General features: G+C 59.9%; 17 protein-coding genes. 12 read left to right on the top strand and 5 right to left on the bottom strand.

Going from position 1 to position 15984, the window contains the following annotated elements; all coding sequences use genetic code 11:
• Positions 1–4 precede the first annotated feature (4 nt).
• The 6 genes from AC1DYF_RS04720 to aptA all read left to right on the top strand — a co-directional run bounded on the left by AC1DYF_RS04720 (position 5) and on the right by aptA (position 5009).
• Positions 5–397 (top strand): helix-turn-helix domain-containing protein, encoded by a 393-nt coding sequence (locus AC1DYF_RS04720; RefSeq protein WP_477875524.1) that lies wholly within the window; start codon positions 5–7, stop codon positions 395–397.
• The gene (gene relB / locus AC1DYF_RS04715) at positions 394–627 is read left to right on the top strand and encodes a type II toxin-antitoxin system RelB family antitoxin (RefSeq protein ID WP_477875523.1); all 234 of its coding nucleotides are present in this window, start codon (positions 394–396) and stop codon (positions 625–627) included. Before AC1DYF_RS04720 ends, relB begins: the two co-directional genes overlap by 4 nt.
• Positions 611–880: a type II toxin-antitoxin system RelE family toxin gene (locus tag AC1DYF_RS04710; RefSeq protein WP_477875522.1), complete on the top strand. Its 270-nt coding sequence runs from the start codon at positions 611–613 to the stop codon at positions 878–880. Before relB ends, AC1DYF_RS04710 begins: the two co-directional genes overlap by 17 nt.
• 15 nt (positions 881–895) lie before the next feature.
• Positions 896–2185 (top strand): DUF6638 family protein, encoded by a 1290-nt coding sequence (locus AC1DYF_RS04705; protein WP_477875521.1) that lies wholly within the window; start codon positions 896–898, stop codon positions 2183–2185.
• Between the two features lie 3 nt (positions 2186–2188).
• Positions 2189–3310, top strand: a complete 1122-nt coding sequence (locus tag AC1DYF_RS04700; protein ID WP_477875520.1) for a DUF2333 family protein — start codon at positions 2189–2191, stop codon at positions 3308–3310.
• 370 nt (positions 3311–3680) lie between these two features.
• The gene (gene aptA, locus AC1DYF_RS04695) at positions 3681–5009 is read left to right on the top strand and encodes an omega-aminotransferase AptA (protein ID WP_477875519.1); all 1329 of its coding nucleotides are present in this window, start codon (positions 3681–3683) and stop codon (positions 5007–5009) included.
• A gap of 217 nt (positions 5010–5226) precedes the next feature.
• Here the strand turns inward: aptA and betI are convergent, their stop codons facing one another.
• Positions 5227–5865, bottom strand: coding sequence for a transcriptional regulator BetI (betI, locus tag AC1DYF_RS04690; protein ID WP_477875518.1), 639 nt, complete (start codon positions 5863–5865; stop codon positions 5227–5229).
• 102 nt (positions 5866–5967) lie between these two features.
• Here betI and choX point away from each other — a divergent pair, with 102 nt between their 5' ends.
• The 4 genes from choX to ade all read left to right on the top strand — a co-directional run bounded on the left by choX (position 5968) and on the right by ade (position 11027).
• Entirely contained in the window at positions 5968–6906 is a 939-nt protein-coding gene (choX, locus tag AC1DYF_RS04685) for a choline ABC transporter substrate-binding protein (RefSeq protein WP_477875517.1), read from the top strand.
• Positions 6907–6910: 4 nt separating this feature from the next.
• On the top strand, positions 6911–7933 hold the full coding sequence (locus tag AC1DYF_RS04680; protein ID WP_477875516.1) for an alcohol dehydrogenase catalytic domain-containing protein: 1023 nt from the start codon (positions 6911–6913) through the stop codon (positions 7931–7933).
• 304 nt (positions 7934–8237) lie between these two features.
• Positions 8238–9206 (top strand): CorA family divalent cation transporter, encoded by a 969-nt coding sequence (locus AC1DYF_RS04675; protein WP_477875664.1) that lies wholly within the window; start codon positions 8238–8240, stop codon positions 9204–9206.
• Positions 9207–9332: 126 nt separating this feature from the next.
• Positions 9333–11027: an adenine deaminase gene (ade, locus tag AC1DYF_RS04670; RefSeq protein ID WP_477875515.1), complete on the top strand. Its 1695-nt coding sequence runs from the start codon at positions 9333–9335 to the stop codon at positions 11025–11027.
• A 106-nt stretch (positions 11028–11133) separates the two neighbouring features.
• On the opposite strand, the gene rpsU is transcribed toward ade, so the two are convergent.
• The 3 genes from rpsU to AC1DYF_RS04655 all read right to left on the bottom strand — a co-directional run bounded on the left by rpsU (position 11134) and on the right by AC1DYF_RS04655 (position 13216).
• Positions 11134–11370: a 30S ribosomal protein S21 gene (gene rpsU, locus AC1DYF_RS04665; RefSeq protein WP_477875514.1), complete on the bottom strand. Its 237-nt coding sequence runs from the start codon at positions 11368–11370 to the stop codon at positions 11134–11136.
• A gap of 419 nt (positions 11371–11789) precedes the next feature.
• The gene (locus tag AC1DYF_RS04660; protein WP_477875513.1) at positions 11790–11999 is read right to left on the bottom strand and encodes a cold-shock protein; all 210 of its coding nucleotides are present in this window, start codon (positions 11997–11999) and stop codon (positions 11790–11792) included.
• Between the two features lie 236 nt (positions 12000–12235).
• A complete protein-coding gene (locus AC1DYF_RS04655; RefSeq protein ID WP_477875512.1) occupies positions 12236–13216 on the bottom strand; it encodes a DMT family transporter in 981 nt (326 codons plus the stop codon).
• Positions 13217–13284: 68 nt separating this feature from the next.
• Between AC1DYF_RS04655 and AC1DYF_RS04650 the strand changes: the two genes are divergently transcribed.
• Positions 13285–14112: an AraC family ligand binding domain-containing protein gene (locus AC1DYF_RS04650; RefSeq protein ID WP_477875511.1), complete on the top strand. Its 828-nt coding sequence runs from the start codon at positions 13285–13287 to the stop codon at positions 14110–14112.
• 35 nt (positions 14113–14147) lie between these two features.
• On the opposite strand, the gene AC1DYF_RS04645 is transcribed toward AC1DYF_RS04650, so the two are convergent.
• A complete protein-coding gene (locus tag AC1DYF_RS04645; protein WP_477875510.1) occupies positions 14148–15047 on the bottom strand; it encodes a LysR family transcriptional regulator in 900 nt (299 codons plus the stop codon).
• A 144-nt stretch (positions 15048–15191) separates the two neighbouring features.
• On the opposite strand from AC1DYF_RS04645, the gene AC1DYF_RS04640 reads away from it, so the two are divergent.
• On the top strand, positions 15192–15956 hold the full coding sequence (locus tag AC1DYF_RS04640; RefSeq protein WP_477875509.1) for an SDR family oxidoreductase: 765 nt from the start codon (positions 15192–15194) through the stop codon (positions 15954–15956).
• Positions 15957–15984 lie beyond the last annotated feature (28 nt).

Below are 15984 nucleotides of genomic sequence, written 5' to 3'. Positions count from 1 at the left end.
AGCCATGAACACGGCCGTGTCTTTCAAGACTCCGAATGGTGAGGAAATGATTGTTCTCAGCCGTCATGACTATGACGCGTTGCTGGAGAAGGCTGAACTGGCGGAGGATCTCGCAGCTGTTGCGGAATATCGGAAGAAGCTCGCGGCCGGAGACGAAGAGGCTATCCCGGAGGAATTCGCCAATCGTTTGATGGATGGAGAAAGTCCGATCCGAGTCTACCGCGAATTACGCGGCCTGACAGGCAAGGAGCTTGCGGAGCGAACGGGCATCAGCGCAGCTTTCCTCTCGGAGATCGAGACCGGCAAGAAGGATGGCGGCATCGCAACCTTGAAAAAAATTGCGCAGGAGCTTGAAGTGACGCTAGACGATCTGGTGGAAAGGATGGACCAGCCATGACAATCCAAACTGCTATCCATTTGCCCGAAGCGCTATTCGAACGCATGAAATCGCTTGCGGATGCAGCAGGACAATCGCCAAATGACTTCATTTCAGAAGCCATCCTTGAACATATCGAGGACATTGAGGATGTCATGCGCGCCGAAGAAGTGTTAAGAAAAATCGAAGCCGGGGAGAGCAGAACCTATACCTTGGAAGAGGTGGAACGCAGGCTTGGTCTGGAAGATTGAGATCGACGCCAGCGCCGAGAAGCAGCTAGGAAAGCTGAACAAATCCGATGCCCGACGTATTAGCGATTTTCTACGAGAACGGGTGAGCGGCGTCGAAAGTCCTCGTCGTATTGGCAAGGCGCTCGTCGGTAAGCAGTATACAAACCTCTGGCGCTATCGAGTCGGCGACTATCGGATCATCTGCCACATCCAGGACCAACGCCTCGTCGTTCTCGTCATCGAAATCGGACATCGTCGTGAAATCTACAGATAGTCGTTTGGCCCCCGCATGAAGCGCCTCCTCGAAGCAGAACTGATCTACGGCCGGCTGCTCACCGTCAACGAGCCGCATTTGATCGCCCGTTACAACAAGGCGCTCAAGGGTTTCGGCATGCCCGAAACCAAGCTCACCGAATTCAACATCGACATGACCGGCTTCTCGCCCGAGGTCGCCGAGGAACTGAACGACGAGGATTATCTCGATCCGCATCGCGTCAATCGCCGCTTCATCATCCTGACTCCGGACCAGGAAAACCTGCCGGTGGTGCATACGAGCTTCTCCAACACCGCCGGCCTGATGCATGAATTCTTCGTCGCCAATGCCCGCGCCATCAGCGCCGTCACCATCAAGGACGCGCTCTATGGCGAGATCGAGGATTCGGTGGCGACCGTCGACCATATCGAGGACCTGCTCTCGATCAACGAGGTGAATTTCCGCGTCCATTCGGCCGAAGATATCCTCGGCAAGGCCTCGGAACTGCGCGCCTTGTCCGACAAGCTCCTCTCCCAGCCGAATGCCTGGCGCGACGACGACATGCTGACCCGCATGGTCGACCTGGCGAAGCTGACCGGTGACATCCGCCAGAACACCCTGGTGCCCGACAAGCTGGTCTTTCGCCACGACGCCTTCTGGGCCAATCATTTTGGCGGCGTCTTCGTCTTCCACGATGACCGTAACTCGACCGTCATCTGTTCGTCGACCGTGCCGGGCTTCCGCAAGGCGCGGCCCTGGCAGGTTTCTTATATCGACAGCAGTGACTACGAGACGATCTACGGCTTCCTCGCCCGCACCAAGCGCATCCAGTTGCCGCAGGCCTCCTGGATCCAGGATTCGGGCCTCTACGAACATCGGCTGAAGATGATCCTGATCGGCCTCGCCGCTGCCCATGACCCCAATTTCGATCCCGCCAAGGCCGACATGGTCTGGCTGCAGACCTGGGCGCATATGAATGCCCGGCTGGTCTCCGAGGAAGGCAGCTATCCGGTGCTGAGCGAGATGTACCGCGTGGTCACGACCACCGGCCAGGTCCGGATGAAAGATATTGCCGCCCGCTACCGCTTCCTGCTCACCCGCGCCGAACCCGACCATCCGGACCAGTGGCTGGTCAACCGGCTTCTGTCGCAGATGCAGCCCTTCGATTTCGTCTCCCGCTATATTTTCGATAAGCAAGGCTTTTACGACGCCTATGAACGCTACTCGGAAAAGTTCAGGGACTATGTTGTGAAGACGCTGGAAGGCACATATCTCAAAGACAAACTGGCATTCCGCCGCCGCCTCTATGGCATAACCAGGGATTGACGCATGCTGGACCCGATCATCAACTTCATCCAGGGCATATTCAGCGCCATCGGCCGTGGCATCGGCATTCTGATCGCCTGGATCCTGTTTCCGTTCATGAGCGCCAGCCGCTGGTATGCGTCGCGCGGCCTGATCATCAAGGCCGTGGTCGGTCTGATCCTGCTGATCCTCGTCGTCGCCTACGGTCACTTTGTCTGGATCACGCAGTCCTGGAACGGCTTCGATCCCGACTATGTCGCCACTTACAAGCTCGGGGAGCGCAAGCTGTCCGCCGGACAGCCGCTGGCCGGCGAGGATACCTCCGCGCCGAAGAAGTGTGAGCGCTCGGCAATCGTCGACGTCACCGCCGATCTTATCAACAATGAGGTCAACCAGAACACCTGGATCAGTTCGGCACTGCTCTACAAGATGGGCTTTTTCGGCCTTGACTGGGACGACACGCCATTCCTCGACAACAAAGCCAGCTTCCAGCGCGGCATGAACCAGACCATCCGCCGCACGACCATCGAACTGGTCGACACGCTGGCGCGTGTCCGCGCCACCTCGAGCGTCAACAAGAACCTTCAGGATGCCCGCCAGAACATGCAATACAACGAAGAGGCCTGGTATATCGGTCGCTCCCCATTCGGCTTCCGCACGCCGGCACCGGCCATCTTCAACCAGGCGATCAAGGAACTGCATGACTTCAATGTCGAACTGGCGAATTGCCAGGCAACCTTCGACGGTCGCGCCGACAACCTGCTGCAGTTCCTCGATCGCGTCTCGAGCGATCTCGGCAGCACGTCGAGCATCCTCCAGGAGCGTTCCGAAAAACATAGCGCCGGCTGGTTCGACACGCGCGCCGATGACCGCTTCTGGTTCGCTTACGGCCAGATGTACGGCTATTACGGCCTTCTCTCCGCCGCTCGCATCGACTTTGCCTCGACCATCCAGGAAAAGAACCTTGGCCAGATCTGGGGCGTGATGCTCAGCCGCTTCCGCAAGGCGCTCGATATCCGGCCGCTGATCATCTCCAACGGCGCCGAGGATGGATTGATCATGCCGTCGCATCTGGCGACCGAAGGCTTCTACCTGCTCAACGCCCGTTCGAGCCTGGTGGATATCCGCGACGTGCTGGATCGCTAAACGGCACCCGAAAAGAGCGGACCAGACGCCAAGAACTCCGTTTCCCCGGTCATTGGGAAACGGAGTCTATTCTGGCTTGCCGCCACATTTGGGGAAGCGCGCGCCACCATGCCCTGATTCCCTGCCGCGGCACGTTCTTCCCGCGCGAGCTGTGTCACGTCAAGCTTGCTTCGGGCTTGCCCGGGCCCTGATCAATTCCGGTGATCTCTTATGAAATTCCGTGCTACGCCTTGAAAAAGGCCGCGTGCTTGGTAGTTTGACCGACCAATACGAATATGCTGGTTTGGCCGCCGAACGCTCGAAAAAAGCACGAAGGGGGAGGATTTATCGGCCTATTCCCCGCGTTTTTCGACCAATTCCGGAGAAAACTATGTCGAACCGCCTCAATACCACGCCCAATGACATGCGTGCGTTCTGGATGCCCTTCACTGCCAACCGGCAATTCAAGAAGGAGCCGCGGCTTTTTGTCAGCGCCCAGGACATGTATTACAAGACACATGATGGCCGCACCGTGCTCGACGGCACCGCCGGTCTCTGGTGCGTGAATGCCGGCCATTGCCGCCCCAAGATCACCGAGGCGATCCGCCAGCAGGCAGGCGAGCTCGATTACGCGCCGGCCTTCCAGCTTGGCCATCCCAAGGCATTCGAACTCGCCAACCGCCTGATCGACATCGCGCCCGAAGGCATGGAGCATGTGCTCTACACCAATTCCGGCTCTGAATCGGTCGAAACGGCGCTCAAGATCGCGCTCGCCTATCATCGCATCAAAGGCAACGGTTCGCGCTTCCGCCTGATCGGCCGCGAGCGTGGCTATCATGGTGTCAATTTCGGGGGCATCTCCGTCGGCGGCATCGTCGCCAACAGAAAAATGTTCGGCACGCTGCTGACCGGCGTCGACCACATGCCGCACACCCATTTCCCCGACAAGAACGCCTTCACCAAAGGCCTGCCGGAACATGGCGGCGATATCGCCAGCGAACTCGAGCGCATCGTCACCCTGCATGACGCCTCGACCATCGCCGCAGTCATCGTCGAGCCGGTCGCCGGCTCCACCGGCGTCATCCTGCCGCCGAAAGGTTACCTGCAGAAGCTGCGCGAAATCTGCACCAAGCACGGCATCTTGCTGATCTTCGATGAAGTCATCACCGGCTTCGGCCGCCTCGGCACGCCGTTCGCTGCACAATATTTCGACGTCAAGCCGGATATCATCACCACCGCCAAGGGCCTGACCAACGGCGTCATCCCCATGGGCGCCGTGCTCGTCACCGCTGAGATCCATGACGCGTTCATGCAGGGTCCCGAGCACATGATCGAGTTCTTCCACGGCTACACCTATTCGGGCAACCCGATCGCCTCGGCTGCGGCGCTTGGCACGCTCGACACCTACAAGGAAGAAGGCCTGCTCACCCGCGGCGCCGAGCTCGCCTCCTATTGGGAAGATGCGCTTCATTCACTCAAGGATTGCCCGAATGTCATCGACATTCGCAATCTCGGCCTCATCGGCGCCATCGAACTCGCACCGATTGCCGGCGAGCCGACCAAGCGCGCCTTCACCGCCTTCCTCAAGGCCTATGAGAGTGGCCTCCTGATCCGCACCACCGGCGACATCATCGCACTGTCGCCGCCGCTGATCATCGAAAAGAGCCATATCGACGAACTGTTCGACAAGCTCCGCAAGGTGCTGATGTCGAATATCTGACAGAGATCGAGAATATCAGCGAAAGCGGCCGTCTCCGGCCGCTTTTTTGATTCATGGCCAGGAGGGCTTGCAATATCCCGCCGGAGGCCTTGCCCATGAATGCCTATGCCCTGGTCGAAGTGGTGAATGCCGGCAAGATCGAGCGCGTCGGATAAGCACCAGCATATCCAAGCATTGGGCAGGCGCCAGTCTGGCGCTTGCCGCACTCTCTGGGAGATCAAATGTTGCGGTAAATCTCGGCTTTCAACATCCGCACCATGTCCGCCCCAAGGCTCTGCTCGACATATTCGACAAGCAAAAGCTTCGCCTCGGATAGCCACATGTCCTCTTCCGAATGACCCCGCCTCATCCACAGGCCGTCGATCATCGCAGCAAAGCCGCGCACGAAATGGTCGATCGCGTCGCGCGCCATCAGCGGCTTCAGCACCGAGGCGACATTGGACCGCAGGCGTTTGTAATAGGGCCGCTGCAGCCGCGCATAGCTCTCATTATGTGCCGCCTCCGAATAGAGCGAAATCCAGGCGCTCGCCGCCGGCCGGTCAAAGCGATTGGCGGGAAAGTTTCCATCGATCAGCGCGATCAGCCGATCCCAGCGGGTGCGGGCAGCGCGGAGATGAACGACGACCTCATCGGCCAGCACCCGGTGGTTCATCCGCACCATCTCGAACAGCACCTCCTCCTTATCCCTGAAATAATAAGTAAGGATGCCCTGCGACATGCCAGCTTCGGCGCAAATCTTCGTCGTGGTCAGGCCCTTCAGCCCTTCCTGCAGGAAAATGCGATGCGCCGCGTCGATGAGTTCGACACGGCGGATGTCCTCGATGCGGGTCTTCTGTTTCTTCGATCCTGATGGCATGGCTTTTCCTATCAGAACAATTTTTTGTACGCTCTAACAATTTTTTATCTTGGAAAAAAATTTTATCGTTCTATGCTCGCCGAAAACAACAGGGGAACTGTCATGAACACCAGAGCCATTGCCGCTTCGATTGCATTGAATGCCATCCTGCTACCTGCTGCGCTCGCGGCCGAAAAACCGGAATGCAGGACGGTGCGCATGTCCGACCTCGGCTGGACCGACATTGCACTGACCAACACGACTGCCGAAACCATCCTCAAGGCGCTCGGCTACAACGCCAAGCAGACCATGCTCGCCCTCAACGTCACCTATCAGTCGCTGAAGAACGGCCAGATGGACGTCTTCCTCGGCAATTGGCGGCCGGTGCAGGACCTCGACTATAAGGAGTTTTTTGACAAGAGCTGGGTGATCCCGGTGACGACGAACCTGACGGGCGCAAAGTACACCCTCGCGGTGCCGAAATATGAATCCGATGCCGGCCTGAACTCCTTCGACGACCTGCAGAAATTCGCCGACAAGCTTGACCACAAGATCTATGGCATCGAAGCCGGTTCCAACCAGCCACTGCTCGACATGGTCGAGAAGCACACGCACGGCCTCGACAAGAACTGGAAAGTCATCGAATCGAGCGAAGCAGCGATGCTGACGCAGGTCCGCCGTTCGCTCCCCAACAAGGATTGGATCGTCTTTCTTGGCTGGCAGCCGCATCCGATGAACGTCAACCTGGATATGACCTATCTCTCCGGCGGCGACGTTGAGTTCGGCCCGAATTTCGGCGGTGCAACGGTGCGCACCATCGTCCGGGAGGGCTACCCGGCGGACTGCCCAAACGTGACAAAATTCCTCAGCWACCTCGTCTTCGATATCTCCTACGAGAATACCGGCATGAACATGATCATGACCGGCGGCATGGAAGCGCCAGCCGCGGCCAAGAAGATGATGAAAGCACATCCGGAAAAGCTCGAAGCCTGGCTGAAGGACGTCAAGACATGGGACGGCAAGCCGGGACTCGACGCGGTCAAGGCAGCACTGGGTAACTGACCTGATGGATGAATTCATGCGTGCCGCGGTGCTGACCCGCTACGGCGAACCGCTGGAAATCAGGACCGTTCCCCGACCGGTCGCCGGTCCCGGCCAGTTGCTGGTGCGACTCGAAGCCTGCGGCATCTGCCATTCCGACGTCCATATCTGGAAGGGCGACGTCCGCCCGCCCGAGGCGCCCTCGCCTTTCATTCTCGGCCACGAGGGCGTCGGCATCGTGGCCGCGATTGGCGATGGCGTTGAAGGCTGGGCCATCGGCGATCATGCCGGCGTGCCTTGGCTGCACGACACCTGCCTGCATTGCGACGAATGCCTGGATGGGCAGGAATCCTTTTGCCAACACCAGCGCGCCCACGGCCTCAATGTCCCCGGTGGTTTTGCCGACTATGTCGTCGCAGACGCGCGTTTCGGTGTGCCGCTGCCGACAGGTGTCGATCCGGTTGCCACTGCGCCAGTCATGTGTGCCGGCGTCACCGCCTATGGCGCGCTCCGCCGCGCCGGCGTCACTGCCGGGGAACGAGTTGCCATTTTCGGCTGCGGCGGCCTTGGCCTCTATGCCGTCCAGCTTGCAAGACGGCTGGGTGCCGACGTCCTCGCCATCGATCGCGATCCTGCCAAGCTCGAGCATGCCGCCGGCTATGGCGCAAACTGGACCGAACTGGTCGACGCCGACCTGCCGGACCGGCTTCGGCAACGCACAGACAAATTCCACGCCGTCATCAATTTCGCCCCCAGTCCCGCGACCTGGCAACCGATGACCGCCGCCGTTCGCCCTCGCGGTCGCATCGTCGCCGCTGCCCTCGTCTCGGAACCGGTGCCGCTGAACCAGGAATGGCTGACCGGCACCGGCGTCACCATCACCGGCACCAGCGTCGGAACACGGCGGGAGATGGGCGAAGTCGTAGCGATCCATGCGGAAAAGCCGCTCCGCAATCCGATAGAGGAAATCAGTATTGAGCATGCATCGAGAGCGCTCGAAAACCTTGAGCAGGGCAAAGCCGGCGGCCGCTTCGTCATTCGTTTTTGAACCAATTCTTTGCCGCGACCTTGCTGTCTGTCCACCTTTCTGATCTGCCCTGCCGACATCAAGCAAGCGTTGAGAGGCATATCGCATTGAAAATCAGGTCGGATCTTTAACGGCCTGCGTCAATCTGTCATCTCCCTGATCACCCACTGGATCGCAGGTGGGACCCTTCGCGACTTTCCTGTTTACTGTTATTATAGCAGGACTTGGCATACTGCTTGCAACACATGCCCCGAGGGAGGAGAGTGGATTGGACCTGCCGAGACTGCCGCTGCGCTACGGTGCCGAGCCGGGTTTACGTTTTGCCATGCTGCTTGACGGGAAAGGCGGCAGCAAGGCGCTGGATCTGAAGAGCATTTGCCAATGGCAGCCTTCGGACGGCGTCGCCTGGTTCCATTTCGAACGCAACCACCCCGCCGCGGCCGACTGGATTACCAACGAGAGTGGGCTCGATCCGCTGGTCGCTGAGGCGCTGCTTGCCGAAGACTCCCGGCCGCATGTGGAAGAGGTCGAAAACGGCCTTTTGATCATCCTGCGCGGCGTTTGCGCCGTGCCGCCCGACGAAGTGCAGGTGCCGACTGACGACATAGATCTCGTGCCGCTGCATGCATGGATCGACGAGAACCGGCTGATCACGCTGCGCGACAGCGGTCATTACCTCACCGGGCTGCGCGATATCCGGCTGGCGCTCGAAGCCGGCAAGGGGCCTCGCCAGACGGGCGAATTGCTCGCCATGGTCAGCGACAAACTCTGCCGCGACATCGAGCCGGTGCTCGACGCCATGGACGAGGAAGTCGACGAGCTCGACGAAATGATCTTCCACGGCAATGCCGGCGAGGTACGAGGGCGGCTGAAACTGCTGCGTCGCCGTGCAGTGCAATTGCGCCGCTATCTCGCGCCGCAACGCGATGCGCTAGGCCGGATCGAGCATGACGATGCGCATTGGCTGAAGGAGCGCGACAAGATGCGCTTCAGAGAGGTGATCGACAAACTGTCACGCTTCATCGAATATCTGGATGCCATCCGCGATCGAACCAGCATTCTGCATGACGACCTTTCCACCGTCATCAGCGAGCGGATCGCCCGCAATTCCAATCGCCTCTCTGCCCTCGCTGCACTACTGCTGCCGCCGAGTGTCATAGCGGGGCTGTTCGGCATGAATGTCGGCGGCATACCTGGCGTCGGCGACGGCTGGGCCTTCATGGCGATCGTGGGCTCTATGGCCGTGCTGTCCGCGCTCACGCTTTTCGTGCTGCGGCGCATTGATTGGCTGTGATCCAGGGCCTGTTGGCCGACGGCGGCGTTTGCGATCTGGATCAACCAAAGCAGGCCGCCGCGCGAAGGCCATTTGCATCCTCTCGCCGCGCCGCTAAAATGCCTCGATCAGGAATCGGAGCGGCCCATGACGAAACTCGAACGACTGATCGACCAGGGCACAGGCCGCGAGCCAGCCGACATCGTGCTCAGAGGTGGGCGCTTCTTCGATCTTGTCACGGGCGAACTGGTCGCCTCCGACATCGCCATCTGCGAGGATCGTATCGTCGGCACCTGCGGCGGATATGAAGGCAGGCAGACGATCGATATTTCAGGCAGGATCGTCGTACCTGGCTTTATCGACACGCATCTGCATATCGAATCCTCGCTCGTCACGCCGCACGAATTCGACCGCTGCGTGCTGCCTTATGGCGTGACGACGGTGATCTGCGATCCGCATGAGATCGCCAATGTGCTGGGCACGGAAGGACTGCAATTCTTCCTTGATTCGGCCCTCGAAACGATCATGGACATCCGCGTACAACTCTCCTCCTGCGTGCCGGCGACGCATCTCGAAACGTCCGGCGCCGACCTGCCGATCGAGCGCCTCCTGCCCTTCCGCAAGCATCCCAAGGTGATCGGACTGGCGGAAATGATGAATTTTCCCGGCGTGATCGCCAAGGACCCGGTGCCGCTCGCCAAGCTCGAAGCCTTCCAGGAGGGCCATATCGACGGCCACGCGCCGCTGCTGTCGGGCTATAGACTGAACGGCTATCTCTCGACCGGCATCCGCACCGAGCACGAATCCACCAGTGCCGCGGAAGCGCTGGAAAAGATCCGCAAGGGCGTGCATATCCTCGTTCGCGAAGGCTCGGTCTCCAAGGACCTGCATGCGCTGATGCCCATCATCACCGAACGGCTGTCACCCTATCTCGCGCTCTGCACGGATGATCGCAACCCGCTCGACATTGCCGAACAGGGTCATCTCGACTATATGATCCGCACGGCCATCGCCCACGGCGTCGAGCCGCTCGCCATCTACCGCGCCGCCTCGATCTCCGCGGCAAAAGCCTTCGGCCTGCGTGACCGCGGCCTGGTGGCGCCCGGCTGGCGCGCCGATCTCGTCGTCATCGACAGCCTGGAAAACTGCAGGGCGGAAATGGTCTTCACGGCCGGCCGACGCGTTACACCGGACCTGTTCGCGGCCCGCAAGCCGGTGGAACCGGTCGGTCTTGACAGCGTGAAGGCGAAGCATGTCACGTCGGCGGATTTTGCCGTTGCGGCGCGCGATACGGAAAGCCCGGTGCTCGGCGTCCTGCCGGGAAAGATCATCACCGAGCATCGCCGCTACCGACTGCCGATGCAGGGCAACCAGGCCACGGTCGATTTCGTCAACGATATCCTGAAAATCTCAGTCATCGAACGCCACGGCAAGAACGGCAACATGGCCACGGGCTTCGTTCAGGGCTTTGGCCTGAAGAAGGGCGCCATCGCCTCCACCGTCGGCCATGACAGCCACAATATCTGCGTCGTCGGCGCCAGCGACGAAGACATGGCCATCGCCGCCAACCGGTTGTCTGAAATCAAAGGTGGTTTCGTCGTCGTCGAGGATGGCCGCGTCACCGGCGAGATTGCCCTCCCCGTCGCCGGCTTGATGAGTCTCGAACCTTACGAAAAAGTTCGCGACACCCTCCATCACCTGCGTCAGGCAGCCTTTGCTTTAGGCTCGACATTGCAGGAGCCTTTCCTGCAGCTCGCCTTCATGCCGCTGCCGGTGATTCCGCATCTGAAAATATCGGATAGGGGTCTGGTCGACGTGGACCGATTCGAACTGATCGAGTGATACCAAGTGTCGATGATATGCAATGGGTACATATTATCGACACTTGGTATGGGGTCGGGCGCCTCGCGACAATGATTGCCGGCGCCCGGTAGAGGCGGGCCGGCGCTTATCTGGCGTGCATGACCTTTTTCGGCATCGGCAGCAGGCCTTCGCGTTGCGCCTTTTTGCGCGCGAGTTTGCGTGCGCGGCGGATAGCGTCGGCCTTTTCGCGGGCACGCTTTTCCGACGGCTTTTCATAAGCGCTGCGCGCCTTCATTTCGCGAAACACGCCTTCGCGCTGCATCTTCTTCTTCAGCACGCGAAGCGCCTGCTCGACGTTGTTGTCTCTAACAAGTACCTGCAATGATATCTCCTTCGGTCAGTGCCGCTATCGGCTTGTCTTGATGGATTTGTGATTGATCCATGAGCCCGCCGAGCTGTTCGAGCCTGGCCGTTCTCTCCCTGTCGTCATCGACATATCATCGTCTATTTCGACAGCAGAGATATGCCGCTCACAATTCTCGGCATCGAATTTCACACGATATTGCGATATCCCCTCTGCATCTGCAGGAAGGATCGCGAGAACGCGGCCGGCGCCGCTCGGCGCGGCATTTCGAATGGGCCCCGTCCGCAGGAGCACGATGTCGTCAACCTTATAGGCATGCCTCGACATTTCCGGCTCCTTTCTCGGAAAAACAAAAGGCCGGGAATTTCCCGACCTTCCATAATCATCGCCCGTGACGCACCAGTACATCCGTGCTGGCGCGTGGCAATGAAGATATCTCAGACGGCGCGAAGATGATCGGCCGAGCTCTTGCCCGTACGACGGTCCTGCACGATCTCGTAGCTGATCTTCTGGCCTTCATTGAGGCCCTGCATGCCGGCGCGCTCAACAGCGGAGATGTGGACGAAAACGTCCTGGCCGCCGTTATCGGGCTGGATGAAGCCGAAACCCTTGGTGCTGTTGAACCATTTTACTGTGCCCGTGGTCATAACGATTTCCTTTCAATCGTAGGTGTGGCCGGTCTTATCGACCAAGTTAGAATCGACGATGGATGGAAATCCGAAAATCCCCAAAAAGGCTGGGATAAAGTCGCCAACAAAGTTCGATGCGAGCCATATATGCCAAAAACGCTACGAAAACAATCACCGGAAGAAACTTTGTCGTCAGCCGTTAGCGGCAATGTCAAATCCCACTTCCGACGGCTGCCGACAGGCGGTTCATGGGCTCAGCGAGCCGCCTGCCTCATGCCACTTTCCACACTTGTCCGGGCGATGCCGTCATTTCCCAATCTCCCTTGGCGTCGTTGCCTGATCCAGGGATAAGCGCTGACAATCACGATCCCCACCAACACGCCGGCAGCACCCGTGACAAACGCGGCCGTCAGCGGCTCATGGAGCAGGACGATGCCCGCGACCACGCCGAACAGCGGCGTCGTAAACGAGAACACACCGAGTTGTGACGCCTTGTACTTGGTCAGCAGCCAGAACCAGGTAAGGAAGCTCAAGAACGAGACGACGATCGACTGAAACGCCAGTTGCGCCACGAGGATCGCATTCAGCTCGATATGGCCGTTGCCGGTCATGACAGCTGCGGTCGTCAAGATGACGAAGGCCGTCGCCAATTGGTAGAACAGCACATGGGCCGCCGGAATCGTGCTCAGGCTCGTCGTGCGGATGAGAACAGTCGTGGCGCCCCAGAAWGCGCCGCCGAGAAGCGCCATCAAATCCCCGAGAAAGATCGAGCCGAGATCCTGCCTCGAGCCGGCCGACGGCTGCAGGAAAGCATAGGCAATGCCCATCGCGGCGATGATGATGCCAGCCCATTGAACCGCGGACAGCCGCTCGCTCGCGAGCCTGATATGCAGGCCGATCCCGGCGAAGATCGGCGCCGTGTAGAGGAAGACCACGACATGCGAGGCCGATGTGTGCTTGAGCGCCTCACCGACAAAGAAGAATTCCACCGCAAACAGCAATCCCGCCATGACGCCCAGCGCCGCGTTTCTGCCGAACCATTGCAGTTTCTGACGCTTCACGACGATCAGGATGAAGACGAACAAACCCGCAAATCCCGATCGCAATCCAATCTGCAGCACCGGCGCCGCATAGCCGCCGGTAAATTTCAGACCAATCGGCTGCAGCGCCCAGATCAGGCAAACGACGAGCATCAGACCGACGGCGCTGGCATCGATGGATTTGCGGTTTTCCACGGCTGGCATCCCTCTTTACGAAGACTGCTCCTCTATCATTTGTCAGGATCGCGGGATATGCTGACTTCATGACAGTCGGTATCGAATTCCTGACAGGAACCTGGCCGCAAGCCAACAAGGCGCTGCATTTCCGCGAGGCGCCATTTCGCGACGCGTTGCCGTCGCCGCTTTATTTCCGCTCGGCGGACATGCCGGATAACGCCACCTATCCCCGCCACAGCCATCCCTGGGGCGAATTCGTTTATTCCTACAGCGGCGTCATCGAAATCAGCCTCGCCGACAGGCACTATCTTGCACCGCCGCAATACGGCGTGTGGCTGCCGCCCGATGTCGAGCACCAGGGCTTCAACCGCCATGCCGCCTGCCATTGCTCGCTTTACGTCTCTCCGGAATTGTGCGGTCCGATGCCCGAGACGACCACCGCCCTGGAAATCAGCCCTTTGTTGCGCTCGATGCTCGAACATCTCAGGATGAACGGCAATTCCCGGGAGATGCCGTCGCAGCATCAGCGCTTCCTGCAAGTGGTGATAGACCTCCTCGCCACCGCCCGACGAACTGGCACTTATCTCCCTTGGTCGGAGGATTCTCATCTACAGCCCATCCTGTCGCATCTCGAGGAAAGCCCGCAGGACAATCGCGCGCTTGCCGAGTTCGCGCGGCTCGGCGGCACCACGGAGCGGACGTTGATTCGCCGCTGCATGCGCGATCTCGGCATACCTTTCGCCGAATGGAAACAAAGGCTGCGGGTGATAAAAGCCATGCCCCTTCTGGAGGGCAGCGACACAATCGAACGCATCTCGACCGCAATGGGCTATGGCAGCGCCTCAGCGTTTATCGCCATGTTCAAGCGCATGACGGGGATGACACCGGAGGAATATCGGGCATCGGCGCGATGAAGTCCGGCTAAAGAATCGTTCGGCAAAACGGATAGCTACAGGTCCCAATAGGGAGGATCGCCGAACACTTTCTTCAGGTGATCGGCGATGGCGCGCAGCTTGGCCGGTGGATTTCGCCCCTGCGGATGCGCCATATAGACGAATTCCGGCTCGGGTCTCGGATCGATATCGATCACGCGCAGCCTCCCCTCCCGAACAGCGAAGCCGGCGATGAAGGGGGGCAGCAAAGCAATCCCGAGCCCGGCTATCGCCGCCTCGCGCAGCATGTCGCCGTTGTTTATCCCGAGCGCGAACTTGGCCCGGACGATGGTCGTGCCCTCGGCCGTCTGGAAGCGCCAATCCGCAACGCCGCGATTGGTGTAGAAAAGGCCGCGGTGGCATTCCAGATCTTCGAGCGTACGCGGCACGCCGAAGCGCTCCAGATAGTCGGGAGAGGCAAGCAGCAGCCGATGGCTGGACGCCAGTTTCCAGGCCACGAGCCGGGAATCGGCGATCGGCCCATGCCGGATGATGGCATCGTAGCCGTCCGAGACGGCGTCCACGCGACGGTCGTCCATGTCCAGCGTCAATTCGAGCTCCGGATGCTGCCGCAGGAACGGATAGAGCGCCGGCCCGAGATGCATCCTGCCGAAGGTGACGGGTGCCGCGATACGAAGTGAACCGGCCAGCGTTCCCCGCCGCTCGGTCATATCCGTGGCGGCTTCTTCGAGCTCGCGCGCGATGCGCCGCGCCCGCTCGAGAAAGGCCGCACCATCTTCCGTCAGCGTCAACTTGCGCGTGGTGCGGTGCAGGAGCACGCCGCCGAGTGACGTTTCGAGTTCCACGAGCCGTTCGCTGACCACGGATTTGGAGAGCCGCAGCCGCCGTGCCGCCTCGCTGATGGAGCCTCCCTCGACAATCGCAACAAAAGCCGTGATACTTTCGGTTTTTATCATCTCTCGGCCCTCGTCATTGTTCGGTTTTCCCGGATTTCAGTTCCTCTATTTGAAGACTAATCCGAACGAATGTGGAATGCCATCTTAGCTTCATCACAAGGGATGGCAGGCGCCATCCTTCCTCTGGATATCGGGAGACGAACAATGAACCGCCTGAACAACAAAGTTGCCATCATCACCGGTGCAAGCGCCGGCATCGGCCGCGCCACCGCCAAGCTTTTCGCCGAGGAAGGCGCCAAGGTAGTGGTCGGCGCGCGTCGCCAATCCGAGCTCGATCAACTGGTCAAGGACATCGAAGCTTCCGGCGGCAGCGCCGTGGCCGTGGCAGGCGACGTCCGTAGCGAAGACTACCACAAAGAACTCGTCGCCACCGCGCTCAGCCGCTTCGGCAGGCTCGACATCGCCTTCAACAATGCCGGAACGCTCGGTGAAGCCGGCGCCACGACCGACGTTTCGGAAAAAGGCTTTTCCGACGCACTGGCGATCAACCTGACGGCGTCCTTCCTTGCCGCCAAGCACCAGGTTGCGCCAATGGCCGCCAATGGCGGCGGCTCGATCATCTTCACCTCAACTTTCGTCGGCTACAGCTTCTCCTTCCCCGGTGTTGCCGCCTATGCCGCCAGCAAATCGGGCCTGATCGGCCTGACACAGGCGCTGGCCGTCGAATATGGCGCGCAGAACGTCCGGGTGAATTCCATCCTGCCCGGTGCGGTCGATACCGACATGTATCGCGAAATGAACGACACCGCCGACAAACGCGCCTTCGTCATCGGCCTGCACGCGTTGAAGCGGGTGGCGACACCGGAAGAACTCGCCCGCTCGGTCCTCTACCTTGCCTCCGACGAGTCGAGCTTCGTCACCGGCACGGCATCGCTGGTGGACGGCGGCGCGTCGGTCACGCGGACCTGAAACGGATGTGACTCGGTCGGCAGGGCTG

The sequence above is a fragment of the Rhizobium sp. P2_G9 genome (assembly GCF_056403475.1).
The sequence above is the reverse complement of the archived record's forward strand: the minus strand, read 5'-3'. Positions and strand labels throughout refer to the sequence as shown.